The sequence below is a fragment of the Dactylosporangium sp. CS-033363 genome (assembly GCF_050942475.1).
Lineage (GTDB): Bacteria > Actinomycetota > Actinomycetes > Mycobacteriales > Micromonosporaceae > Dactylosporangium.
The window spans coordinates 6,168,454-6,192,351 of record NZ_CP192032.1 but is presented as its reverse complement, the minus strand read 5'-3'; the positions used below and the strand labels follow the sequence as shown (position 1 = coordinate 6,192,351).

16 protein-coding genes are annotated in these 23,898 nt (G+C 71.7%); 6 read left to right on the top strand and 10 right to left on the bottom strand.

The features are described 5' to 3' along the window. Nucleotide 1: 1 nt before the first annotated feature. Both ACQPZ4_RS28630 and ACQPZ4_RS28625 read right to left on the bottom strand, forming a co-directional pair. Nucleotides 2–712, bottom strand: coding sequence for a metal ABC transporter ATP-binding protein (locus tag ACQPZ4_RS28630; RefSeq protein WP_433041800.1), 711 nt, complete (start codon nt 710–712; stop codon nt 2–4). Continuing rightward, complete coding sequence (locus ACQPZ4_RS28625) at nt 705–1,643, bottom strand: metal ABC transporter substrate-binding protein (protein WP_433041797.1); 939 nt, start codon at nt 1,641–1,643, stop codon at nt 705–707. The genes ACQPZ4_RS28630 and ACQPZ4_RS28625 overlap by 8 nt, the downstream gene beginning before the upstream one ends. 129 nt (nt 1,644–1,772) lie before the next feature. Here ACQPZ4_RS28625 and ACQPZ4_RS28620 point away from each other — a divergent pair, with 129 nt between their 5' ends. After that, a complete protein-coding gene (locus ACQPZ4_RS28620) occupies nt 1,773–2,792 on the top strand; it encodes an aldo/keto reductase (RefSeq protein ID WP_433041794.1) in 1,020 nt (339 codons plus the stop codon). Here ACQPZ4_RS28620 and ACQPZ4_RS28615 read toward each other — a convergent pair. After that, the gene (locus ACQPZ4_RS28615) at nt 2,760–3,740 is read right to left on the bottom strand and encodes a LacI family DNA-binding transcriptional regulator (RefSeq protein ID WP_433041791.1); all 981 of its coding nucleotides are present in this window, start codon (nt 3,738–3,740) and stop codon (nt 2,760–2,762) included. The genes ACQPZ4_RS28620 and ACQPZ4_RS28615 overlap by 33 nt on opposite strands. Nucleotides 3,741–3,856: 116 nt before the next feature. Here ACQPZ4_RS28615 and ACQPZ4_RS28610 point away from each other — a divergent pair, with 116 nt between their 5' ends. Together ACQPZ4_RS28610 and ACQPZ4_RS28605 are read left to right on the top strand one after the other, a co-directional pair. After that, the gene (locus ACQPZ4_RS28610; RefSeq protein WP_433066693.1) at nt 3,857–4,405 is read left to right on the top strand and encodes a hypothetical protein; all 549 of its coding nucleotides are present in this window, start codon (nt 3,857–3,859) and stop codon (nt 4,403–4,405) included. A gap of 124 nt (nt 4,406–4,529) precedes the next feature. Then, a complete protein-coding gene (locus ACQPZ4_RS28605; protein WP_433041788.1) occupies nt 4,530–6,077 on the top strand; it encodes a TROVE domain-containing protein in 1,548 nt (515 codons plus the stop codon). Nucleotides 6,078–6,081: 4 nt separating this feature from the next. Here ACQPZ4_RS28605 and ACQPZ4_RS28600 read toward each other — a convergent pair whose 3' ends face one another. The 5 genes from ACQPZ4_RS28600 to ACQPZ4_RS28580 form a co-directional block, all read right to left on the bottom strand. Continuing rightward, nucleotides 6,082–6,468 (bottom strand): SCO5389 family protein, encoded by a 387-nt coding sequence (locus ACQPZ4_RS28600; protein WP_433041785.1) that lies wholly within the window; start codon nt 6,466–6,468, stop codon nt 6,082–6,084. Then, on the bottom strand, nt 6,449–7,417 hold the full coding sequence (locus ACQPZ4_RS28595) for an ATP-binding protein (RefSeq protein ID WP_433041783.1): 969 nt from the start codon (nt 7,415–7,417) through the stop codon (nt 6,449–6,451). Before ACQPZ4_RS28595 ends, ACQPZ4_RS28600 begins: the two co-directional genes overlap by 20 nt. A gap of 131 nt (nt 7,418–7,548) precedes the next feature. Further along, complete coding sequence (locus ACQPZ4_RS28590) at nt 7,549–8,058, bottom strand: Ku protein (RefSeq protein ID WP_433041780.1); 510 nt, start codon at nt 8,056–8,058, stop codon at nt 7,549–7,551. Next, nucleotides 8,019–8,213 carry a Ku protein gene (locus tag ACQPZ4_RS28585; protein WP_433041777.1) on the bottom strand — a complete coding sequence of 65 codons (195 nt, stop codon included), beginning with the start codon at nt 8,211–8,213 and terminating at the stop codon, nt 8,019–8,021. The genes ACQPZ4_RS28590 and ACQPZ4_RS28585 overlap by 40 nt, the downstream gene beginning before the upstream one ends. A 96-nt stretch (nt 8,214–8,309) precedes the next feature. Continuing rightward, on the bottom strand, nt 8,310–12,854 hold the full coding sequence (locus ACQPZ4_RS28580; RefSeq protein ID WP_433041774.1) for a LamG-like jellyroll fold domain-containing protein: 4,545 nt from the start codon (nt 12,852–12,854) through the stop codon (nt 8,310–8,312). A 318-nt stretch (nt 12,855–13,172) separates the two neighbouring features. Here ACQPZ4_RS28580 and ACQPZ4_RS28575 point away from each other — a divergent pair, with 318 nt between their 5' ends. Both ACQPZ4_RS28575 and ACQPZ4_RS28570 read left to right on the top strand, forming a co-directional pair. Next, nucleotides 13,173–20,030 carry a polymorphic toxin-type HINT domain-containing protein gene (locus ACQPZ4_RS28575; RefSeq protein WP_433041771.1) on the top strand — a complete coding sequence of 2,286 codons (6,858 nt, stop codon included), beginning with the start codon at nt 13,173–13,175 and terminating at the stop codon, nt 20,028–20,030. Between the two features lie 83 nt (nt 20,031–20,113). After that, a complete protein-coding gene (locus ACQPZ4_RS28570; protein ID WP_433041768.1) occupies nt 20,114–20,743 on the top strand; it encodes a hypothetical protein in 630 nt (209 codons plus the stop codon). On the opposite strand, the gene ACQPZ4_RS28565 is transcribed toward ACQPZ4_RS28570, so the two are convergent. Continuing rightward, nucleotides 20,704–21,360, bottom strand: a complete 657-nt coding sequence (locus ACQPZ4_RS28565) for a permease prefix domain 1-containing protein (protein ID WP_433041765.1) — start codon at nt 21,358–21,360, stop codon at nt 20,704–20,706. The genes ACQPZ4_RS28570 and ACQPZ4_RS28565 overlap by 40 nt on opposite strands. After that, nucleotides 21,357–21,674 (bottom strand): PadR family transcriptional regulator, encoded by a 318-nt coding sequence (locus ACQPZ4_RS28560; protein ID WP_433041762.1) that lies wholly within the window; start codon nt 21,672–21,674, stop codon nt 21,357–21,359. The genes ACQPZ4_RS28565 and ACQPZ4_RS28560 overlap by 4 nt, the downstream gene beginning before the upstream one ends. Before the next feature lie 53 nt (nt 21,675–21,727). Here ACQPZ4_RS28560 and ACQPZ4_RS28555 point away from each other — a divergent pair, with 53 nt between their 5' ends. Further along, nucleotides 21,728–23,893, top strand: a complete 2,166-nt coding sequence (locus ACQPZ4_RS28555; RefSeq protein ID WP_433041759.1) for an ATP-binding protein — start codon at nt 21,728–21,730, stop codon at nt 23,891–23,893. Nucleotides 23,894–23,898 lie beyond the last annotated feature (5 nt).

Sequence of the window (23,898 nt, the reverse complement as noted above, 5' to 3'; positions counted from 1 at the left end):
CTTAAATTTGATAGGCGATCTGGAGCTGGTGGAGGGTCAGCGTCTCGTCGGTCGGCCCGAACCCGATCATGCGCCGGTTGAGCAGGCAGGCGTAGTCGCTGACGTCGTGCGCCAGGGTCAGGTCGTGCGTGGAGATCAGGATCGCGGTGCCCCGGCCCTTGCTTTGGGTGAGGACCTCGACCAGGGCCTGCTGGCTGGTCGCGTCGACGCCGTTGAAGGGCTCGTCGAGCAGGAGCAGCCGGGGTTGCTGGGCGATGGCGCGGGCGAGCAGCACGCGCTGGCGCTGGCCGCCGCTCAGGGTGCCGAAGGTGGCCTTGGCCCGGTCCGCCAGCCCGACCTGCTCCAGGGCCTCGGCGGCGGCCGCCTTGTCCTCGCGCGAGGGGCGGCGGAACCAGCCGATGCGGCGGTACCGCCCCATGAGGACGACCTGCCCGGCGGAGACCGGGAACTGCGCGTCGAGCGTGTCCGCCTGCGGCACGTAGGCCACGTCGCGGCGGGCGGCGGCGGGGGAGCGGCCGAGCACCGTGACGCTGCCGCCGACGATCGGGACGAGCCCGAGTACGGCCTTGATGAGCGTGGACTTGCCGGCGCCGTTGGGCCCGATGAGCGCGACGACCTCCCCGGCGCCCACGGTGCCGGTCACGCCCGTGAGGACGGGCTCGGCCCCGTAGGCGACGGCGGCGTCGGCGATGACGAGGGCCGGCTCAGGCACTCAGGGCCTGCACGATGACGTCGGTGTTGTGCTCCTCCATCTTGAGGTACGTGTCGCCGTCGGAGCCCTCTGGACCCAGGGTGTCGCCGTAGAGCGAGTCCTCGCCGGCCACCACCTTCACCCCGGCCTGCTTGGCGATCGCCTCGGCCGTCTTCGGCGGCAGCGAGCTCTCGGAGAACACGGCCTTGGTGCCGGTCTGCTTGATCTTCGCCACGATCTCGTCGATGTCCTGGGCCGACAGCTCGGCCGAGGTGTCGAAGCTGGGGATGATGGAGCCGACGAAGTCCAGCTTGTACCGGTCGATGTAGTACCCGAACGCGTCGTGGTTCGTCACCAGCTTGCGGTTGCCGGCCGGCACCTTGTCGATCTTGGCCTGGATGTCGGCGTCGAGCTGGTCGAGCTTGGCCGAGTAGTCCGCGAGGTTCTTGTCGTAGGTGGCCGCGTCGGCGGGATCGGCCGCGCTGAACGCCTTGGCGATGTCCTGCGCCATGGTCTTCGCGTTGCGCGGGTCGTGCCAGATGTGCGGGTCGCCCGCCGCCTCTTCCTCCTCGCCGTTGCCCTGCCGGACCTGCACGCCCTGGCTGGTGTCGACGGTGGTGCCCGTGAACCCGGCCGAGGCGATGGTCGCGTCGAGCCACTTCTCCAGCCCGACCCCGCTCTTGACGACCACCTTGGCCGCCCCGATCGCGGCGATGTCGGCCGGCGTCGGCTCGTAGTCGTGCGGGTCGATGTTGGGCTTGAGGATCTGGGTGACGGTGACGTGGTCGCCGCCGATGTTCCGCGCGAAGTCGGCGACCTGCGTGGTGGTGGCGACCACGGCGAGCTTCCCGCCGTCGTCGCCCGTCTTCGCCTCCTCCGCGCAGGCGCCGAGGAGCCCGGCGAGGGCCAGAACCGCTATGGAACCGAGGAGTTTGCGTGTCGTTGTGCTCACGGGGCCAGACGGTACTCGTTTTCATTTCCAATAACGAGACGTCGCATAGCGATGTGCGCATACCGCCCCCGCGAAAGTCGTAAGCGCTTACGTCGCCGCGGAAGCCTTGCCGGCGCCCAGAATGGCGGCATGGAACACCGGTATCTGGGTGCGAGCGGCCTGCTGGTCAGTGAGCTGGGTCTCGGCACGATGACGTTCGGCGGCGAGGCGGACGAGGCCGCGTCGCGCGCCTTGCTCGACCGCTACGCGGAGGCGGGCGGCACCTTCATCGACAGCGCCGACGTGTACGGGGGCGGCGCTTCCGAGGAGATCGTCGGGCGCTGGCTGGCGGGCCGGGACCGCGACCGGTTCGTCGTCGCCACCAAGTGCTTCTGGGCCACCGGCGACGGCCCGAACGACCACGGCGCCGGCCGCCGGCACCTCCTCGCCGCGGTCCGGGCGAGCCTGCGCCGGCTCGGGACCGACTACATCGACCTGTACCAGGTGCACGCCTTCGACGAGTCCACGCCGCTGGAGGAGACGCTCGCGACGCTGGACGGCCTCGTCCGCGCCGGCCTGGTGCGCCACCTCGGGGTGAGCAACTACGCGAGCTGGCAGCTGCAGAAGTCGCTCGACGTGGCCCGGCACCGCGGGTGGGAGCCGTTCGTGTCGGCGCAGCCGCTGTACAACCTGATCGACCGCGACATCGAGCCCGAACTCGTCCCGGTGTGCCGCAACGAGGGCGTCGCCATCCTGCCGTGGGCGCCGCTGCGGGGCGGGTGGCTGACCGGGAAGTACCGGCGCGGCATGCAAACGGCCCCGGTGGGCACCCGCTGGGAGGCGGACAAGCAGCCGTGGCTCGGCGACTGGAACACCAGCGTCGACGAGCGCACGTGGGCGGTCACCGACACCCTGCTCGCCGTCGCCGACGAGGTGGGGCGGACCCCGGCGCAGGTGGCGCTGCGCTGGCTGATGCAGCGCCCGGGGGTCACCGCCCCGATCGTCGGGGCCCGAACGGTCGCCCAGCTCGACGACAACCTGGGCGCGGTCGGCCTTGTTCTCGACGACAAGCACGTGGAGCGGCTGACCGGGGCCGGCGCCCGCCCGCTGCCGTACCCGCACGGCTACCTGGCGAACTCACCCCGCCGCCGAGCTCTGGCGCACCTGTAGCGAGGCCGGGAACACGAGCCGCCAGTGCGGAGCGAGTTCCCGGCGCACCAGGGCGCGGGTGGCGGCGGCGGCCATCGCCTCGACGGGTTGGTGTACCGACGACAGGGGCGGCGTGGTGGAGACGGCGATGACGCTGTCGTCGAACCCGACGACCGCCACGTCCGCCGGCACCCGCCGCCCGGCGTCGGCGAGGGCCTGCATGGTGCCGGTCGCCATCAGGTCACAGCCGACGAAGAACGCGTCGATGCCGGGTTGCTCGGCGAGCAGGCGCAGCGCCAGCTCGTACCCGGCCTCGCGGCGCAGCTTCCCGATCGCGGAGATGTCGGCGAGCCCGAGCTCCCGGATCGCGCGCCCATATCCGGCCCGCCGCGCGTCGGCGCACGGGTTGCCCTCCTGCCCGTGCAGCGCGGCGATGCGCCGGCGGCCGGTCTCGTGCAGGTGCCGGATCGCCGCGTACGCGCCTTCTTCGTTCGCCATGTCGACGTACGGCACGCCTCGGCCGGAGGGCCCCATCGACACCATCCGCTCGCACCGGGCATAGGTCTGTTCGGCGAGCCCGGGCGGGACGTTGATGAGCACCAACCCGACGCTCGCGGTGATCGTTCGGAGTGCCTCGGCCGCGCGGTGCTCCTCGACCACGTGCACCCGCAGCTGAGCCTCGCCGGCCAGTTCCCGCAGGATTCCGGCGGTGACGCGGCCATAGTACGGACTGGTGCCGAAGATCCCCGGCTCGTCGACGATGAACAGCTCCACGATGCTGCCATGCCCGTTGGCGAGCGCCCGGGCGGCGGGGTCGGGCCGGTACCCGAGCCGCGCGATGACCCGCCGCACATGCTCCCGCGTCTCGGCCGACACGCCAGGTGCTCCGTTCACGACCCGCGACACGGCGGCCGTGGACACGTGCGCGGCGGCGGCGACATCGGCGAGGGTCGGCCGCTTCGACGACATGGGCCGACTATAACGGCGCGGGGGCCGTACCGTGCCGGTGCCGTGGTGCTGGGCCGCCGCCGAAGCGCACGCTCGGCGCCGACCGTCGGCGGCGGCCCCGTCACAATGGGCCGGTGATGCGACGGGCGCCGGTGTGGCTGCTGGACGTCGACGGGGTCGTCAACACCCGCCGGCCGTTGTGGGGTGCCGAGCTGCGTCGCGGGACCGCGCGGTCGGAGGGGGTCGACTGGCCGATCCGGTGGGCGCCCGCGCTCGTCGACCGCATCCGGTGGCTGCACGGCGAAGGCATCGTCGAGGTGCGGTGGTGCTCCACCTGGTGTGCGGACGCCGATGCGTTGGAGCGGCTGTTCGGGCTGCCGGCACTCGGGCGGGCGTTCGGGGCCGGCGCGCCCGACGGGGCCAAGCTCGCCGCGGCTCGGGGAGTGCTCGCGAGCGGGCGGCGGCTCGTGTGGACGGACGACGTCGAGGTGCCGCGCGACGGGCCCGTCCTCGGCGAGTTGACCGCCGGTGGGAAGGGGCTGCTGATCCGGCCGCATCCGCGGCGGGGGTTGCGGCCGCGGGATCTGGCGCGGATCGAGGCGTTCGCACGCGTACCAGATAAATGCGTTGCGCGCTTCGGAAGCGGTGGGTTAGCTTGGGCGTCGCGCTTCCCGGTGCGAAGGTGACGGCTCCTTCACTCGAATCCAGTCCGTCGCCCACTGAGGTCTCGGGGAGCGCCTCGGGTGGAGGTTCGACCCCTCCAACAAGTCTGGTGACCGGTCTGTGTTGTGACCCGGGGGAAGTCCACCCATGGCCAAGTTCAACTTCAAGCTGCGCGAAAACCGGCATGAGACCGCCGATCTCGAGTGGATTTTCACCGCCGAGCGGGGGCGGGGGTTCCGGCGGGAGCCGAAGGCGGAGCTGTTTCTGCTCGCGGTGTCCAACATGGTCGGTGAGGGCACGTTCTACGAGGGGGCCGGGGCGCGCGACGCGCGGTTCCGGGAGCTTGTCGCGGCGGTGGCGGTGGCCGATCCGGCGTGGTTCGCGCGGTTCGTGCCGTGGCTGCGCACCGGGGCGATGCTGCGCACCGCGTCCGTCGTGGCGGCGCTCGAAGGGGCCCGGGCGCAGGTTGCCGCCGGGATTCCCGGCTCGCGCGGGGTGGTGGACTCGGCGCTGCAGCGGGCCGACGAGCCCGGTGAGGCCGTCGCGTACTGGCTGCGCCACCACGGCCGCGCGCTGCCCAAGCCCGTCAAGCGCGGGATCGCCGGCGCGGCGGTGCGGCTGTATCACGAGCGGAGCCTGCTCAAGTACGACACCGACGGGCGGGCGGTGCGCTTCGGCGACGTCGTCGAGCTCACCCATCCGGTCGCGCGGGACGAGCGGCAGGGTGACCTGTTCCGGCACGCGCTCAACCGGCGGCACGGGCGCGACGCCGCCGTTCCCGCGTCGCTCACGCTGCTCGCCGCGCGGGCCGCGCTCATGGCCGTGCCGGTCGAGCTCCGGCGCGACGTCACCGATCCGGCGACACTCGCGAACGCCGGGATGACGTGGGAGGCGCTCGCGGGCTGGCGGCAGGGTGCCATGGACGCGGCGGCCTGGGAGTCCATTGTGGATTCCATGGGGTACCTCGCCCTCCTGCGCAACCTCCGCAACTTCGACGAGGCCGGGGTGAGCGACGCCGTGGCCGGGACCGTCGCGGCGCGGCTGGCCGATCCCAGCTCCGTGGCCACCTCGCGGGTGCTGCCGATGCGCTACCTCTCGGCGTACAACGCCGCCCCGAGCCCCCGCTGGGCCGCCGCGCTCGACCGGGCGCTGCAGCTCGCGCTCGGCAACGTGCCCGCGCTGGACGGGCGGACCCTCGTGCTCATCGACACCTCCGGCTCGATGAGCGCGACCTTCAGCAAGGACGGCACCCTGCAGTTCTGGGACGCGGCCGTGGTGTTCGGCCTCGCCCTGGCCGCCCGGGCCGCGGACGCGACCGTGGTGTCGTTCTCGACGTACAGCAAGGTCTTCCCGGCCGTTGCGGGGGAGTCGGTGCTGGCCGGCGTGCGGCGCTTCAAGGACGGCGGGTACTTCTACGCCGCCGGCACCAACACCGAGCCCGCGGTGCGCCGGCACTACGAGGGGCACGACCGCGTCGTCATCCTCACCGACGAGCAGGCCCACCACCACCCCGAGGCGGACGTGGCGGCCGCGGTGCCGGCGCAGATCCCGGTGTACACCTGGAATCTGGCCGGCTACCGCGCCGCGCACCTCGCCGCGGGCCCGCATCGGCACACGTTCGGCGGCCTGTCCGACGGTGCGTTCGCGATGATCCCGCTCATCGAGGCCGGCGAGGAGGCGGACTGGCCGTTCTGAAGCCTCAGCAGTCCCGCAGCGAGGGCGACTGGTTGAGCAGCTGCCCGCGCGGGGAGACGAACGCCCGGTACCGCTCGCCGCCCACGGCCGACGGGGCGAACGCCGCGACCCGATGGCAGTTCTGGAAGGCCAGGGTCACCCCGAAGTGCCGCTCCAGCCCGCCGCGGATGGCGTCGCTGGCCAGGGCCCGCAGCAGCTGCCCGCGCTCGGCCTCGCTGGGCGGCGGGACGCTGTGCTCGGCGAATGCTGAAGCGCCGAGGGAGGACGCGACGCCGCTGATGACCTGCCAGGCGTACGGCAGCGATGCACGCACGCACGCGACGAACTCGGCGTCGTCGACCGGGCCGGCCTCGGCGCGCTCGAGCAGGGCACTAGGAACGTTGAGCGACATGGTGCTCTCCAATCAGGAAGTCGGGCCAGATCTGGGCGGTGAGGTCGGCGCCCGCGCGGGTGTTGCCCCACGCGAGCGCGTTGCGGGTGTGGAACTCGGCGGCCTGCGCGGCGTACCGCGGCCAGTCCTTCACGCAGTCGTCGAGCGCGCCGCGCAAGGACGCCAGGGCCTCCACATTGGACGGCTCCAGGGCAGACAGCGGCTGGTGCCGCCCGCGCTCGGCGGCCTTCACGAAGGCGGAACGGCCGAACCAGCACAGCAGGTCGTCGCCCACCTCCGCGCGCAGGAAGTCCACATCGGACTCGTCGTCGACCTTGTTGCCGACGACCGCCACGCGCACGCCGTGGTCGCGGGCGTAGCCGACGTACTGGCGGTACACCCCGACGCTGCGGATCGTCGGCTCGCACACCAGGAACGTCAGGTCGAACCGGGTGAACAGGCCCGACGCGAACGAGTCGGCGCCGGCCGTCATGTCGACCACCGCGTAGTCGCCCGGCCCGTCGGCCAGGTGGTTGAGCAGCAGCTCGACCGCGCCGACCTTCGAGTGGTAGCAGGCCACCCCGAGGTCGTCGGCGGCGAACGGCCCGGTGACGGCGAGGCGCACCCCGCCGGCGGTGCGCACCAGCCCGTCCCACAGCGGGTTGGGCTCGTCGACGCGCACGAGCCGCGACCCCGGGCCGGGCGGCGTGGTCTTGAGCATCGCGGCGGCGGAGGCGATCCGCGGGTTGTCCCCGCGCAGGTACTCCTTGATCTCGTCGAGGTGATCCCCGAGCGCGGGCAGCAGGGCGGCCTCGTCCGGGTCGGCCCCGAGCGCGACGGCCAGGTGCTGGTTGATGTCGGCGTCGAAGGCGAGCACGCGCGGGGCGTCCCGGGCGGCCAGATATCGGCAGAACAACGCGGCCAGGGTGGTCTTGCCACTGCCACCCTTGCCGACGAACGCGGCTTTCATGCCTTCTTGATATCGGTTTTCATTTTCAAACACAAGCGAAACGCCCGAACGGACCCCTTGCGAAAGCCGCCATGCCGGCGGCGGCGACCGCGCCACCCTGGTCGGCGCGGGCTGGACGCCGACGGGTCAGGTCAGGCGGCCTTCTTGTTCGTGGCCTTGGCCGCCTTCTTGCGCGGTGCGGCCTTCTTGCGCGGTGCGGCCTTCTTCGCGGCGGTCTTCTTCGCGCCGGTCTTCTTGGGGGCCGTCCGGCGTTTGCGGGCGGTCTCGACGCTCTGCCGCAGGACGTCCATCAGGTCGCTCACCTCGGTGGCCTCCGGCGGCTCGTCGGCCTGGGTGAGCTCGTCGCCCTTCACCTTGGCCTCGATCAGGTCCTGGACCCGATCCTGGTACGTGTCACGGAAGTCCTTCGGCCGCCACGGCCCGCTCATCGACGCGATGAGCTGCGTCGCCATCCGCATTTCCGGCCGCGAAAGCGTGACCTTTCCCGGGTACCGGCCGAGCTCCTGCTTCGGGTCCCGGATCTCGTCGGCGAAGTACATCGTCTCCAGGACGAGCAGGTTCCCGTCGGCGCGGACCGCGGCCAGGTACTCCTTGCCCCGCATCACCAGCGTCGCGATCGCGGCCCGGTTCGCCTCGGCCATGGCCGCTCGTTGACCCGCTTGTACCGGATGCGGTCGCTGGTGTCCCGCTGGAACTGGTGGAACGACACCTCGTGCTCGCGGGTCGCCGGGTACATCGCCACCGGCACCGACACCAGCCCGAACGAGATGACCCCACTCCAGATCGGCCGCGCCATCGCCCCCACCTCCGACGGTTGGGATGCCCGCTGCGGCGGGACGCAAACCCGCGGGTGCTGGGCCGGCCCTCCGTCGAGGACCGGCCCAGCCGGAGGTCAGAGGCCGTTCGGGCCGCTGACGTACCGCGTGGTCGGGGCGGCGAACCCGGTGCCGGTGGACATGAAGCCCCACAGCGTGAACTGCTGGCTGCCCGGCGTGGTGCGGATGCCCAGCAGGTCCTTGTCGGCGTCGCCGTCGAAGTTGCCGGCCACGAAGGACAGGTCGGCCCAGCTGTTCATCGCCGTGGCGCAGCCGGTGCAGGTGGCGGTGTCGGTCCAGACCGACGGCGCGGCCAGGCCTGTGCCGGTGGACGTCCACTGCCAGAGCTGGCGGCTGGTGCCGGCGTTGTAGTACACGACGACGTCGGCCTTGCCGTCGCCGGTGACGTCGGCGACGACGGGCTTGGCCAGGGCCATGGACAGGCCGTTGGCGCCGCTGTCCCAGTACATGGTGCGGCCGGTGAAGCGGGCGCCGTCGGACGGGTTGACGTAGATCATCGTGCGGTTGTTGTCCTGCTGGTAGAACTGCACCAGGTCGGCCTTGCCGTCGCCGTTGAAGTCGGCGACCCGGTTGGTGATGCGCTTGGCGTCCGAGTTGGCGAACTGGGTGCCCAGGCCGTACCACTCGACCGGCGCCTGCAGGCCGAAGGTGTCACCGGCGAACGTGAAGACGTGGAAGCCCGACGCCGCGTCGTCGCGCATGATGACCAGGTCGCCCTTGCCGTCGCCCGTCACGTCGCCGGCGTCGACCTTGAGGTGGTCCAGCGGCCAGCTGCCGTCGGTGCTCTCCCACGTCAGCTGCGGCGCGTCGAAGCCGCTGCCGGTCGAGTAGAAGAGCCAGACCTGGGTGTTGCGGACCCAGGCCCCGGGGTTCATGGCGTCGTTGCGCAGGGTCAGCGAGATGTCCGCCATGCCGTCGCCGTTGAAGTCGGCGGCGTTCCACCGGGCCCCGTCGTGCTGCCAGCCCGAGGGCATGTCCCACGGTGCGAACTGGCTGTCCCACACCTCGACCGGCGTCTCCAGCGGCTGGCCGGTGCTGCTGGTCAGCTGCCACAGCTTCATCTGCTGGTCCGGGTACGCCTGGATGACCAGCGAGTCCGCCTTGCCGTCGCCCGTGAAGTCGGCCGAGAGCTGGTGGGTGGCCGGCAGGCGCCGGGCCCGGTCGGCCAGCACGGCGATCTGCTGCGCGTTGAGCGCTCCGGTGTGGGCCATCACCTCGTCGATGTCGCCGTAGAGGAAGTCGACGGCGGTGCCTGAGGTCTTGCCGCGGCCGATGACGAGCGGGCCGGTGGCGTTCCACTGCGGCGCGGCGGTCGCGGTGCCCTGCAGCGCCCCGTCGACCCACAGCTGGACCTGCTGGCGTTCGGCGTCGTACACGCCGGCGAGGTGGGTCCATTCGCCGATGCGGGCCGGTTCGGTCGACAGCACGCCGGTCGCCCAGGCGGGGTTGTCGGCGTCCTGGCCGGGCAGATGGAACTCCCAGCGTTTCTGGCCGCCGTTGTACTTCAGGAAGAACCCGCTGATCCGCGTGCCGTCCTGGCTCACCACGGTCTGCCAGTTCTCGCCGCGCAGCAGCCGGACCCAGGCGCTGACGGTGAAGCTGCCGTCGGTGCGCACCGCCGGGCCGGCCGTGGTGACCTGGCTGTTGGTGCCGTTCAGGCTGACGCCGTGCCCGGTGAAGCCGGGGCTCACCGCGGTACCGTCGACGAGCGTGGCGCTGCGCCCGTTGCCGGTGCGGTCGGCGGTCGTGCTCAGCCCGTCGTCGAAGCTCCACCAGGCCTCGGCCCGGCGGGTCAGCCCGACGAACTCCTCGGGTGCGACGACCCGGTTGTAGGCGCGCACGTCGTCGATGTCGCCGTGGAACGGAGTGCCGGAGGAGCCGGTCCACAGCACCGAGCCGATGTCGAGCGGGCCGCCCGCCTTCCACACGGAGGTGACGGGCTTCTCGGCGACCTTGACGCCGTTGACGTACATCATCGCCTTCTTCGACCCGGCGTCGTAGACCCCGGCGAGGTGCGTCCACACGCCGAGCCGCGCCGGGGTCGCGGAGGCCGCCCGGACCCACGAGGTGTTGGTGGTCTCGTTGTCGGCGGTGCTGACGGTGAAGCCCCACGACTGCGTGGTCGGCCCGTACGACAGGTTGAACGCGCTGACCCGGGTGCCGGCCGCGGTGACGACCGGCTCGTTGGTGGTCGGCAGCGTCGAGCCGGTCAGCCGGGCCCAGGCGGAGACGGTGTAGCTGCGGGTGGTGTCCACGACCGGCCCGCTGGTGCTGACCCGCTGGTACCCGCCGTTGGAGCGCAGGTAGGTGCCGTGCTCCAGCTTGTCCTCGGCGTGGTCGGCGACCCACTGCATGCCGCCGCTGCCGGTGATGGTCAGCGGCTTGTTCACGTCGTCGGGGTTCCCGGGGTACGGCGTGTCCACGGCCGTCGTGCCGGAGCCGTCGTCGAGCTTCCAGTGCCCGATCGGGTCAGAGGGGGCGCCGGCGACGTACTGGTAGTGGTACGTGGTGCTCTGGTTGCCGGCCGCGTCGACGGTCTTGACGTGCACGAAGTTGACGCCCTGGGCCGTCGGGGTGAGCTGGACCGTCGGGTTGGCCCCGCTCAGGGCGAGTTCCGTGGTGGGCGGGTCGCTCGGGCCGTACAACACCTTCGCCGCGTCGGCGGGAACCTTGAGCAGGAAGTCGCCGGTGCGCCCGACACTGCCGTGGGGTGCCCCGTCGTCGGGATAGTCCACCGAGTCGACGTCGGCTATTGCCGGTGGCAGCAGGTCGACGGACAGTTTGCACGTGGGGCTCCACGAGTTGGCGATCGTGTCGCTCGTCATCACGATCAGCGAGTAGGTCCGGTTGCTGACCAGCCAGGCGGTGCTGATCTGCCAGCTGACCCGGGTGCCGTTGCCGACGGTGCCGCTGTCGAGGGTCCTGAGCACCGTGCCGTCGCTGTTGAACACGTGCAGCACGCCGGTGACGTTTTCGTTGTCCGGGTCGTGCAGGACCGCGCTCACCGTGTACGAGGCGCCGGCCCCGGCCGTGAGGGTGGTGTTGTCGCAGGCCCGGCCGTCGACCTGGATGCCGTCGGCCACGCCGGGCGGGGTGTTGTACCTGACGCTGAGCCGCATGACCGTGCCGCCGTCGGGCGCGCTGCCGGCCTCCTTGAACCGCCGCCAGCTCTTGCACTCGCCTTGGGAGTCGCACGACTCGTTCATCGAGCGCAGTCCGAACTGCATGTCCCCCCAGCCCAGGTTGGAGGCGTCCTGGGCGTAGCTGGTGACGGTGGTGTCGACCGACAGATCCCCCGCGCAGTTGCCGTTCTTGTTGCCCCAGGTCTCCGAGCGCTCGGCGATCGAACTGCCCCAGCCGCCCTCGTGGTTGTTCCAGGTCAGGCCGGTGTTCATGCCGCTGTACCGGTAGATGCCGAGCTTGTAGTTCGACTCGTTGCAGGCCCACGACCACGCGTAGCTCATCACGGTGTAGAAATGCGCCTCCCGCACGTCCTTGCCGCGAAAGAAGCTGGTGTCGAACCGCATGAAGGCCCGGAAGTCCGACTCCACGCTGCCGTTCCGTGTCCGCCCGACCGACACCTTGCCCTCGGGGTCGTTCTCCCGGTCGCCGCCGTTCCAGTACGACTTGTTCTTGTCCTGGGTGCTGACCAGCTGCCACGCGTTCTGGCCGGTCCAGCCCCACACCGGGTCGATCCGGATCGGGAACTGGGCATCGCCGGCCAGCAGTACCGCCGGGTCCGGTGACATGAGCAGCCGGTCGCCGTCGAGCCGCACGCCGACCGTGCCGAGCTTCGCCGCGTCCGACGGTCCCCACTCGCCGGTCTGCAAGGCGCCGGTCTCGCTGACCGCCGTCCGCGCGTCCCACACACTCGACGTCGGCGTGGCGAACACGACCTTGCCGTTCGCGTCGGTCGCCGACAGCGTCTCGGCGCCGGTCTCGGCCACCGTGACGCCGGCCGTGTGCAGGTCGAACGCGATCTCGCGCAGCGCCTGACTGCGGGCCGCCTCGGGCGTCTTCACGACCAGGACCTTGCGCGCACCGGTACGGTCGCCGCGCACCTGCAGATCCACGCCCGGCAGCACCTCGGCGAACGTCGCGACCGCACCGGCCACGGCGGGCTTGGGCAGCGGCGCGGGCCACGTCATCGACAGCTCGTGCCCGGCATCGTCGCGCAGCACCATCAGCGGGCCGGTCCCGCCGCCGGAGACGGTCACCGCGGCGGGGGTGGCGGCCGTGCGGAAGGTGCCGTCGGCCTGCGGCTGCAGCGTCGTGTCGATCGGGCCCCACGACCCGTCGGCCCGGCGGGCCCGCACCGGCTCGATGGTCTGGGTGGCCACGAACGATCCGTCGGGCTCGGCGAACACCTGTCCCGTGGGGGATGTGAGCCCGCTCACCTCGATGCGCCGCTTGGCCTTCGCGGCCACGAACGACGCCGAGCGCTCGTCGGGCTGCTCGGTGATCGCGGCCCAGCGGGCCGCGTCGGCGTCGGCGTGGTCGCCGCCCGACCGGACGAGTGCGATGGCGCCGACTCCCGCGACGAGGGCGGCGGCCGCGGCCGTGGCGATCAGCCGCCGGCTCAGGAACCGATGTACGGGCAAGGTCTTTCCTCTCGGACCGGATGGGCACAGCACGACATCGAGGCCGCTCGGGCGATGAGCGGCCTCGGACGAATTTCGGGTGAAGGGCGGGTGTCTACCCCGGGCAGAGCCCGGCAGAGCGGCGCATGGTCGTTCCTCCCCGTGGTCGTCACGCGCGCAGTTCTGCGCGGAGCTTCTCACATCCGGCGCCCATTGTGGACCCCGTTGACTGACGCTCGTGAATGGCAGTAACGTCCGCGTCGCTTCGACGACTCTGTATGGGGGAGGGCCGCCGTGCTCGATGCCACCGCGCCAGGTGTCCAATTTGGATGGTCCAGGGTGCCGTTGCGGCAACGGTTGCGGGCCGCGCTCGCAGGTGCGGCCGTCATGGCCCTCGTCGGCGTCCTCGGGGAGGGCACCGCCTTCGCCGCGCCGGCCGCCCCGCCGGCGCTGCACGTCGAGCAGTCCGTGCCCGGCGGCCCGATCGCCGCCAAGCCCCGTGACACCGACCCCGTCCTGGCCGCCGCGCTGCACGGCAACCAGGGATCGGCCGCCGCCCCGGCCGCGGCCGGCGCGGAGACGACCCTGACGGCGACGGCCCGCACGAAGGCGGGGGCGCTGCCGCTCGCGGTCGGTGCCGGTACCGACGCACAGAACCCGGCGCCGTCGAAGGTTCGCGTCGAGTTCCTTGACACCGCCGCCACGGCCCGCACCGGCATCCGCGGCCCCGTCTGGCGGATCGCCCGCGCCGACGGCGGCACCGCGGCCGCGAGCGCCTCGGTCGAGCTGGACTACACGTCGTTCCGCAACAGCTACGGCGGCGACTGGGCCCAGCGCCTGCACCTGGTGCGGGTGCCCGAGTGCGCGCTGAGCACCCCGGCCGCCGCGGCCTGCCGCCCGGTCGAGCTGCCGTCCTCGCGCAACGACACCCGGACCGGCAAGCTGACCGCGGACGTGGCGCTGCCGGCGAAGGCTTTCGCGGTACCACATCGGCTTGAGGATCCATCGATCGCGCGACCGTCGGCGGCCGAGCTCAAGTCCTCCGGCGCCCTGTTCGCGGCCGTCGCCGGCGCGTCCGGCCCGACCGGCTCGTTCGCCGCCACCTCGCTGTCGCCGTCGTCGACCTGGAGCGCGGGCAACCCGACCGGCAACTTCGGCTGGAGCTACCCGCTGCGGGTGCCGCCGGGCCTGGGCGGCCCGACGCCGTCGATCGCCCTGTCCTACTCGTCCTCCTCCGTCGACGGCCGCTCCTCGGCCACGAACAACCAGCCGTCGATGATCGGCGAGGGCTTCGACTTCCACCCGGGCTTCATCGAGCGCCGCTACAAGCCGTGCGCCGAGGACATGACCGGCAGCAACACCACCGAGAAGACCGGCGACCAGTGCTGGGCGACCGACAACGCGACGATGTCGCTCAACGGCAGCGGCGGCGAGCTGGTCCGCGACGACGCGACCGGCGCCTGGAAGCTGCGCAGCGACGACGGCTCGAAGATCGAGCGGTTCACCGGGGCCACCAACGGCGACGACGACGGTGAGTACTGGAAGGTCACCACGACCGGCGGCATGCAGTACTTCTTCGGCCGCAACCGGCTGCCCGGCTGGTCGGCGGGCAAGAACGAGACCAACTCGACCTGGACGTCGCCGGTCTACGGCAACCAGTCCGGCGAGCCGTGCTACAAGGCCGGCGACTTCGCGGGATCGTCCTGCCAGCAGGCGTACCGGTGGCAGCTCGACGAGGTGATCGACCCGTACGGCAACGCCATGTCGTACTGGTACGAGAAGGAGGGCAACCTCTACGCGGCCAACCTCAAGAAGGACCAGCCGGTCGGGTACACCCGCGGCGGCTGGCTCAAGCGCGCCGAGTACGGCCAGCGCGAGGACACGCTGTTCTCCGCGGCGCCGGTCGCGCAGGTCGTCTTCGACGTCGCCGAGCGGTGCGTGCCCGGGTCGACCTGCGACTACTCGCACCCCGAGAACTACCCGGACACCCCGCTGGACCAGAAGTGCGACGCCGCGCCGTGCGACGAGAAGTGGTCGCCGACGTTCTGGACCACCAAGCGGTACTCGAAGATCACCACCCAGGTCTCCAACGGCGCCGGCGGCTATCGCAACGTCGACTCGTGGACCCTGCACCACGAGTTCCCGTCGCCCGGCGACGGCACCCGGGCCGGGCTGTGGCTGGAGGCGATCACCCACACCGGCCACGTCGGCGGCGACAAGGCGCTGCCGGAGGTCAACTTCGACGGCGTGCAGCTGACCAACCGGGTCATGCGGCCCAACGACACCAACTCGACGATGAACTGGTGGCGGGTCGCCCGGATCAACAACGAGAGCGGCGGCCAGCTCGCCATCACGTACTCCGAGCCGGAGTGCTCCTACGCCGCCGGGATGCCCGCCCCGGAGTCCAACACCAAGCGCTGCATGCCGGTGAAGTCGCCGCGGCCGGGCAGCGACACCGCGACCGACACCGACTGGTTCCACAAGTACGTGGTCAAGGAGGTCACCGAGACCGACCGGGTGACCGCCCAGCCGCCGGTGGTGACCCGCTACGAGTACTCCGGCAACGCCGCCTGGCGCCTCGACGACAACGACGGCCTGGTCGACCCGAAGTACAAGACCTACGGGCAGTGGCGCGGGTATCCGGTGGTGCGCACGCTCGGCGGCGCCACCAACGCCACCCCGACCGTCTCCGAGACCCGGTACTTCCAGGGCATGAACGGCGACAAGCTGCCCGGGACGAACACCTTCCGCAGCGTGTCGGTGTCCGACTCGTTCGGCGGCAGCTATCCCGACGAGGACGAGTACGCGGGCATGCCGCGGGAGGTGATCGGCTTCGGCCCGGGCGGCGCGAAGGTCTCGTCCACCATCACCGACCCCTGGCGCTCCGACGCCACCGCGACCCGCAACCGGGACTGGGGCAACGTCACCGCCCGGCGGGTCAACACCAACAAGACCGTCGTGCGCGCCCTGCTCTCCGACGGCACCTGGCGCACGATGGAGACGAGCAAGCACTTCGACTCGTACGGCACGGTCGACCAGGTCGAGGACCGCGGCGACGTGTCCACACCGGACGACGACCAGTGCACGCGGTTCACGTACGCCCGCAACACCGGCGCGTGGATTCTCAACCTGCCGACGCGGACCGAGACGGTCTCGGTGTCCTGCGCGGCGACCCCGAGCCGCCCGGCCGACGTGCTGTCCGACGCGCTCACGCTGTACGACAACCAGGCGTACGGGGCGGCGCCGACGAAGGGCGCGGTCACCGAGACGCAGACCCTGCGCGACTACACCGGCGGCCAGCCGGTCTACTACATGACCGGCAAGTCCACGGTGGACGGCTACGGCCGCGGCACCTCCAGCACCGACGCCCTCGGGTGGACCACGACGACCGCGTACACGCCGGAGGTCGGCGGCCCGGTCACCCAGATCTCGACCAAGAACCCGCTCGACCACGTCTCGAGCGTGACCCTGGAGCCCGCCTGGGGCCTGGCGACCAAGCAGACCGACGCCAACACCAAGTTCACCGAGCTGGAGTACGACCCGCTCGGCCGGCTGGCGAAGGCCTGGGCGATCGATCGGCCGCGCTTGGCCGGCTACGGCCCGATCTCCGAGTTCGGCTACACCGTCGAGGCCGACAAGCCGATCGTCACCAGCACCAAGGCGCTCGGGCCCAACGGCGCGTACGTGACCACGTACGACATCTTCGACGGCCTCCAGCGGCCGCGCCAGACACAGGTCCCCGCGCCGGGCGGCGGGCGGATCGTCACCGACACGGTCTACGACAACCGCGGCTTCGTGGTCAAGCAGCACGGCGCCTTCTACAACGACGGCGCCCCCGGCCCGGAGCTGCTCGGCGTGGCCGACAACGTCGTGCCCGGCATGAACGTCACCGAGTACGACGCCGCCGGCCGCCCGGTCGCCGACGCGTTCTACCGGCTCGGCGTGGAGCAGTACCGCACCACGACGCAGTACCGCGGCGAGCGCACGACGGTCATCCCGCCGTACGGGGTCGCCGCCACCACGGTGAAGGGTGCCCGCGGCGAGACGCTCAAGGTGATCCAGCACGCCGGCCTGACCGACCTCACCAGCGGCGACGAGACGCGGTACACGTACACGAAGGCGGGCCAGCTCGAGACGGTCACCGACCCGATGGGCACCGTCTGGACGAACCACTACGACCGCCAGGGCCGGCTGGTCAAGACCGAGGACCCGGACAAGGGCACCGGCGAGATCGGCTACAACGACGCCGGTCAGGTCACCTCGACCAAGGACGCCCGCGGCACGGTCATCGCGTACGCCTACGACAAGCTCGGCCGCCTCAAGACCACCTACGACGGCTCGACCACCGGGGCCAAGCGGACCGAGAACTTCTACGACCCGACCGGCTACAAGGGCCTGCCCAACTACTCGGTGCGCTACCTGGACGGCGCGCAGTACATCACCGGCGTCCGCTCCTACGACGCCGGCTACCGGCCGCTGATGACCCGGCTGCAGATCGTGCCGCCGTCGGGCAAGACGGTGCCGTTCCAGGGCGCCTACGACACCTCGTACACGTACAACGTCGACGGCTCGCCCGCGTCGGTGACGTACCCCAACGCCGGTGGCGACCTCGACGCCGAGCAGGTCCGCTTCGCCTACAACGACCTGGGCCTGCCGACGCAGACGTACTCGGCGCTGGGCTACTACGCCGCCGGGACCGACTACACCAAGTTCAGCGAGATCGAGCGGCTGACCCTGGACTACGACGGCCCGGAGGCGTTCGCGAGCAAGGTCGTCGCGCAGACGTTCACGTACAAGGACGGCACCCGCCGGCTCGACGGCTCCAGCGTCTACGCGCAGAACGCGCCGGCGCTGCTGGCCGACGTGAAGTACGACTACGACGGCCGGGGCCTGATCAGCTCCATCAAGGACACCGGGGTCGCGGCCGGCTCCGGCGACACGCAGTGCTTCACGCACGACAACCGCAGCCGCCTCACCGAGGCCTGGACTCCCACCTCCGGCACCTGTGCCCCGGCCCCGTCGGCCACCGCCCTCGGGGGACCGGCGCCGTACTGGAACAGCTGGACGTACGACAAGATCGGCAGCCGCCAGACCGAGACCCAGCACACGGCGGCCGGCAATACGCAGCGCCGGTACAAGTACGACGACGCGACCAAACCCCACTCGGTCACGTCCGTCGAGGTCACCGAGCCCGGCGGCACCGTGCGCACCATGAACTACGGCTACGACCAGCTCGGCGACACGATCAACCGCCTGAGCGCCACCGGTACCCCGCAGACGCTCACCTGGGGCAAGGAGGGCGAGCTCAGCAAGGTCGTCGAGGGCGGCGACAGCACCGAGTTCGTCTACGACGCCGGCGGCAACCGCATCATCCGCAAGGACGCCAAGGGCGCGACCCTGTACCTCGGCGGCGAGGACCTGCGCCTGGCCACCGGCACCACGAAGCCGAAGACCACCCGCTACTACACCCACGCCGGCCAGACGGTCGCGGTCCGCGACGCGAGCGGCCTGTCGTGGACCTGCAGCGACCACCTCGGCACCAACAACCTGGTCATCAAGGAGAGCACGCAGGACTACCAGGTCCGCCGCACCACCCCGTTCGGCCAGCAGCGCGGCACCGCCCCGCCGTCCTGGCCCACGACGAAGGGCTACCTCGGCGGCGAGCAGGACCCGACCGGCCTGACCCACCTGGGCGCCCGCGAGTACGACCCGGCCCTGGGCCGCTTCATCTCGGTCGACCCGGAGCAGGACTTCTACAACCCCCAGATGATGCAGGGGTACTCCTACGCCAACAACAGCCCGGTCTCCAGCGCCGACCCCTCGGGCCGCCGCCCCGAGTCCGACGGCGAGGTGATGGAGCGCCGGCGCGAGGAGAAGGCCGCCTCCGGCGGATCGGCCAGCACGGGTGGCTCCAACACGAACAGCAACACCGGGGGCGTCTCGCAGGAGGAGGTCGAGAAGGCCAAAATCATCAAGGACACCCCGCTGCTGGACATCGTCATCGACGCGGGCGGCGAGATCCTCATGGAGGTCCTGGGGATCAACGACATCCGCGACTGCTTCACCAAGGGCGACATCCTCGCCTGTGTCGGGGTGGCCTCGAACTTCATCCCCTGGGCGAAGATCGCGAAGCTACCGAAGATCGCGAAGGCGATCGAGCGGGCGTACAAGGCCTATGACGCCTTCAAGGAGAAACTCGCCTGGGCGAAGGCGATCCTGCGCAAGGCGGACGACGCGGCCGCGGCGGCGGAAGCGGCCGCGAAGAAGGCCGACGACGTGGCGGAACAGGCCGCGAAGCACGGCGACGACGTGGGCAAGGCCGCGGACGACATACCGGCCAGCGCCGACGACGCCGGCGAGGCGGTGGCCGACACCTGCAACAGCTTCCTGCCGGGGACACCCGTGCTGATGGCCGACGGCTCGACGAAGCCCATCGAGACGCTGCAGATCGGCGACCAGGTCGTCGCGACCGACCCGGAGACCGGCGCGACCGGCGCCCAGCCCGTCACCACCACGATCAAGGGCACCGGCGACAAGGACCTCGTCGAGGTCACCGTCGCGGACGCGAGCGGCACGACGGCATCCTTCACCGCCACCGACAACCACCCGATCTGGGTTGCGAGCGTCCATGAGTGGCGCAACACGGCCGACCTACGCCCGGGCGACTCGCTGCTCGCGCCGGACGGTTCCCGCGTCAGCGTCCTGGCTGTGGCGGCCTACGGCGCCGTGGCGACGGTCCACAACCTCACCGTCGAGGACACCCACACCTATTACGTGCTCGCCGGGCCCACCGCGGTCCTCGTCCACAACAGCTCGTGCGACGTCGACCCACCGCAGAAGGGCGGCAAGGAACCGCATGAGAAGGGCGACAAGGGCGTCGACCATCTCGCGGACCAGATGGCGGCCGACGGCCATGAGATCATCGGACGTGAGTTCTGGGCGCGTGCGCCCGGAACCGGTCACACGGCCGGCAACATCCGCCGGTACGACCTGATCACCAAGAAAGACGGGATCATGTTCTTCCACGAGTCCAAGAACGGTGCCGGCGCGACCTACAACGCGGCCCAGCGCGCCTTGGACAAACGCTTCAGCGAGGTGGGACTCATTCTGTACGGCCGTGGGGCGCGTGCTGCGAAGGTGGCCCGCTACTACCGGGAGAACGAGTTCGTCATCATGGTCCATCATTTCGACGTGTAGCGTCGTGCGTCTCGCCCCGGCCCGCTCGCGAGGCCGGGGCGAGACGCATTGTGACCGGTCCATCGGTTGAGTGAGGGCAACGGGTGAAGAAGGCGGAGCTCTTCTCGGCGCTGAAGACCGAGATGCAGGCCCTCGGGTTCAAGCGGTACAAGTCCAACTTCGAGTTCCACCTCGATCTCGGTGCCGGGATCGAGGGCTCGTGCGCGTTCGCCGACTCGAATCACGGTCGCCCAGGAGCGCTCTTTGTGGCGACGATCGTGGGCGTCCGGCTGGCGGCCGTCGAGGATCGTGTGGCCGCCTGGTGCGGGGATGTCGTTCCCGGATGGGACGGATACTACGTTCCGACGGTCGCGATGAACACCGGCTACCTCACCGCCGAGCGGCAGTGGCAGGAGCACCCGATAGATCTGGCCGCGGAGTCGCCCGTGTCCGTCGTCGGGCCGATCCTGGCCGACGTCAAGGACATCGCGTTGCCGTTCCTGCGGTCGCACGCGTCATACGCCGGGGTCCTCGACGTCTTGCGGACGGGCCAGGGACTCACGGGCGGGCTCCCGATCGAACGGCTACCGCTGCTGCATGCGCTCGTGGGCGACCTCGACGCGGCCTACGAGGCGCTTGAGGACATGCGGCGCCAAATCGAGGACGGTTCGGGTTTTCCGTTCCGGAACATGCCCTACATCGAGGGGTTCGAGGCCGAGTTCCCGATGGGCTGAGCTCCTGGTACGAGGACGAAGGCCCGGACGAGGCCGACGCCGGCCAGGTTGGCCAGGGCGAAGCCGGTCAGCATCGCAGCCGCGTGGCGGTGCAGGCCGGTCTCGCCGGAGTACAGGCCCGCCGCGAGCGGCACGTCCACCAGCGCCGCGACCCCGCCCAGCGTGATCAGGGCCGCGCCCAGGGAAGCGAACGGGGGAGCGGGACGCCGTGCCAGCAGCAGTGCCATGGCGGCGACGAACAGGGGCACCCCCACCCAGGCCGTCTGCCGGGCGATCGGGTCGCTGTTGCCCCACACGCTCAAAGCCAGCCCCGCGCCGAGGAAACAGCCGGCCAGCATCAGCAGGGCCCGGCCGCCCACGGCCGTTGCGGTCGAGGCGGCGGCGGCCAGGCGGGTGGGTTCGTGGACGTGGAGCAGTTGGGTGGCGACCTCGCCCGCGCCGCCGAAGTTCAGCACCGCCTCGCGTTCCGCCTCGTCGCGCGGCAGGCCCGCGGCGACGTGCGCGTCGGCGGCCGTGTGGAGGTGGTCTGCGGCCTCCTCCAGCATGCGGCGGCCCGCGGCGCCCTGGCCGGACAGCCGGTTGAAGAGGTCGTCGAGGTACCAGTCGATCTCGCTCACGCCCATCCCTCCACCACGGCGCGTACGCCGGCTTGAAAGATCGTCCATTCCTGCTGCTTCACCGTGACCGCGTCCGCGCCCGCCTGGGTCAGCCGATAGACGCGTCTGCGGCGGCCGGACTCCGTGCTCCACTCGCTCTGCACGAGGCCGTCGCGCTCCAGGCGGTGCAGGGCCGGGTAGACCGTGCCCTCCGGCAGGTCGAAGGTGCCCGCCGACTGCTCGCGCAGGGCGGTGATGAGTGCGTAGCCGTGGCCTGGCTCGATGCGGCGCAGGGCCGTCAGCAGCAGCAGGTCGAGGTGCCCCCGCAGGTCCATACCTAGCAATCTAGGTATCGGGGCGGATCGGTGTCAACCACTATCGTGGAACTGTGGAGCGGAGGCCGCAGCTGACGGCGGGCGTCTCGACGCTGCTGGCGATCGCGGCCGGCGTGCTCACCAACGTTGTCACGTCAGGCTGGACGTGGCCGGTCGGGGCCGGGCTCGTGGCGCTCGCCGGGGCCTGGATCGGGTTCGAGATCTGGCGCGCCGGGCACGGGCGGGACCAGCTCGCCGGCCGCGTCGCGCAGTTGCCGGCCGACACGGCGCTGTTCACCGGGCGGCGGGCCGAGCTGGAGCGGGTCGTCTCGGGCGGGGCGGCGGTCGTCGCGATCGACGGGATGGCGGGCATCGGCAAGACGGCCCTCGCGGTGCGGGCCGCCCACCGGCTCGCCGGCCGGTTCCCCGACGGGTGCCTGTTTCTCGACCTGCACGGGTACACCGAGGACGTCGCACCGATCCAGCCCGCGCAGGCGTTGCCGCGGCTGCTGCGCGCGATCGGGGTGCCGGGGGAGCAGATCCCGGCCGAGGCCGACGATCAGGCGGCGCTGTGGCGGGGGCGGCTGGCCGGGCGGCGGGTGCTGGTCGTGCTCGACAACGCCCGCACCGCCGAGCAGGTCCGGCCGCTGCTGCCGGCCGGCCCCGGCTGCCTGGCGCTGGTGACGAGTCGGCGCCGGTTGCTCGCGCTCGACGACGCGCGGTCGGTGTCGCTGGACGGGCTGCCGGACGGGGACTCGGTGGCGCTGTTCGGTTCGGTGGCGGGCCGCGAGCGGGTGCGCGCGCACGCCGATGCGGTCGACCGGATCGTCGCCGCCTGCGGTGGTCTGCCGCTGGCCGTGCGGATCGCCGCCGCCCGGCTGCGGGCGCGTCCGATGTGGACGGCGGAGGACCTGGCCGGTGAGCTCGCCGTGGAGCGGCTCGACGACGGCGAACGCAGCGTGCCCGCCGCGCTGGCGCTGTCCGTGGCCGATCTCGACCCGGCGCAGCGGCGCCTGTGGTGCCGGTTGAGCCTGCATCCGGGTACCGACGCCGACTCCGCCGCCGCCGCTGCCCTCGCCGGGATCGCGGAGCCGGTGGCCGGGCCGATGCTGGAACGGCTGCTCGACGCGCACCTGCTGCAGCAGGCGGTGCGCGGCCGGTTCCGGTTCCACGACCTGGTGCGGGCCTACGCGGCCCGGCTGGAGCACACCGAGGAGCCGGACGAGGTCCGGTCCGCCGGCGTCGTGCGGCTGCTGGAGCACTACACGGCCACGGTTGCGACGGCCGACCGCACCTGGCTCGACGCCGAACGCGCCAATCTCGTCGCGGCCACCGGTGTCGCCGCGGCGCACGGCCGCCCGGAGCTCGCGGTGCGGCTGTCGGAGCTGCTGCTACGGTACCTGCGCGAGGGCGGACACTACGCCGACGCGCTCGCCATCCACGCCGCCGGGCGCGAGGCGGCACACATCACCAGCGACCGTGCCGGGGAGGCCGCGGCGCTGGTCAGCCTCGGCGCTACGCAGGAGGTGCAGGGACGCTTCGGCGAGGCGGCAGCCAACCTGCGGCGCGCCCTCGACGAGTACACCGACCTCGGCGACCTGGCCGGGCAGTCCCGCGCGCTGCGCTACCTGGGCCACGTGCACTGGCGTCGCGGCCCGTACGACACCGCCGCCGGTTACGCCGAACGCGCGCTTGAGCTGGCCCGGCGCCTGGGCGACCGGACGGCGGAGGCGGCCGCCCTCGACGCGCTGGGGCTCGTGCTGGAGCGTCAGGACCGCGACGAGGAGGCCGCCGGGCTGTTCGACGGCGCGTTGCGGCTCTTCCGCGAGCTCGGCGACCCGACCGGAGAGGCGGGCGTGCTGGACAGCCTCGGATGCATCGCCTCGCGGCAGGGGCGGCATCGGGACGCGGTGGACCACCACGAGCGGTCCATCGCCATCCATCGGGCCGCCGGCAGCCGGATCGGCGAGGCGCACGCGCGCAACGATCTCGGGGTCGCGTACCGCCGCCACGGCGACCGGGCCGGCGCCGCGCAGGAGCACCGGTGGGCCCTGGCCGTCTTCGCCGCCGCCGGTGACAAGGGCGGGGAGTGCGAGGCGCGCAACGGGCTCGGGGAGGCGCTGCGCTCCGCCCGCGAGCACGAGCTCGCGCTGGACCTCGCCATGGAGATCGGCGACCGGTTCGAGGAGGACCGCGCCCGGGCCGGCCTGGCCGCTCTGCACCGCGCACCCGGAAGGTAACGCCA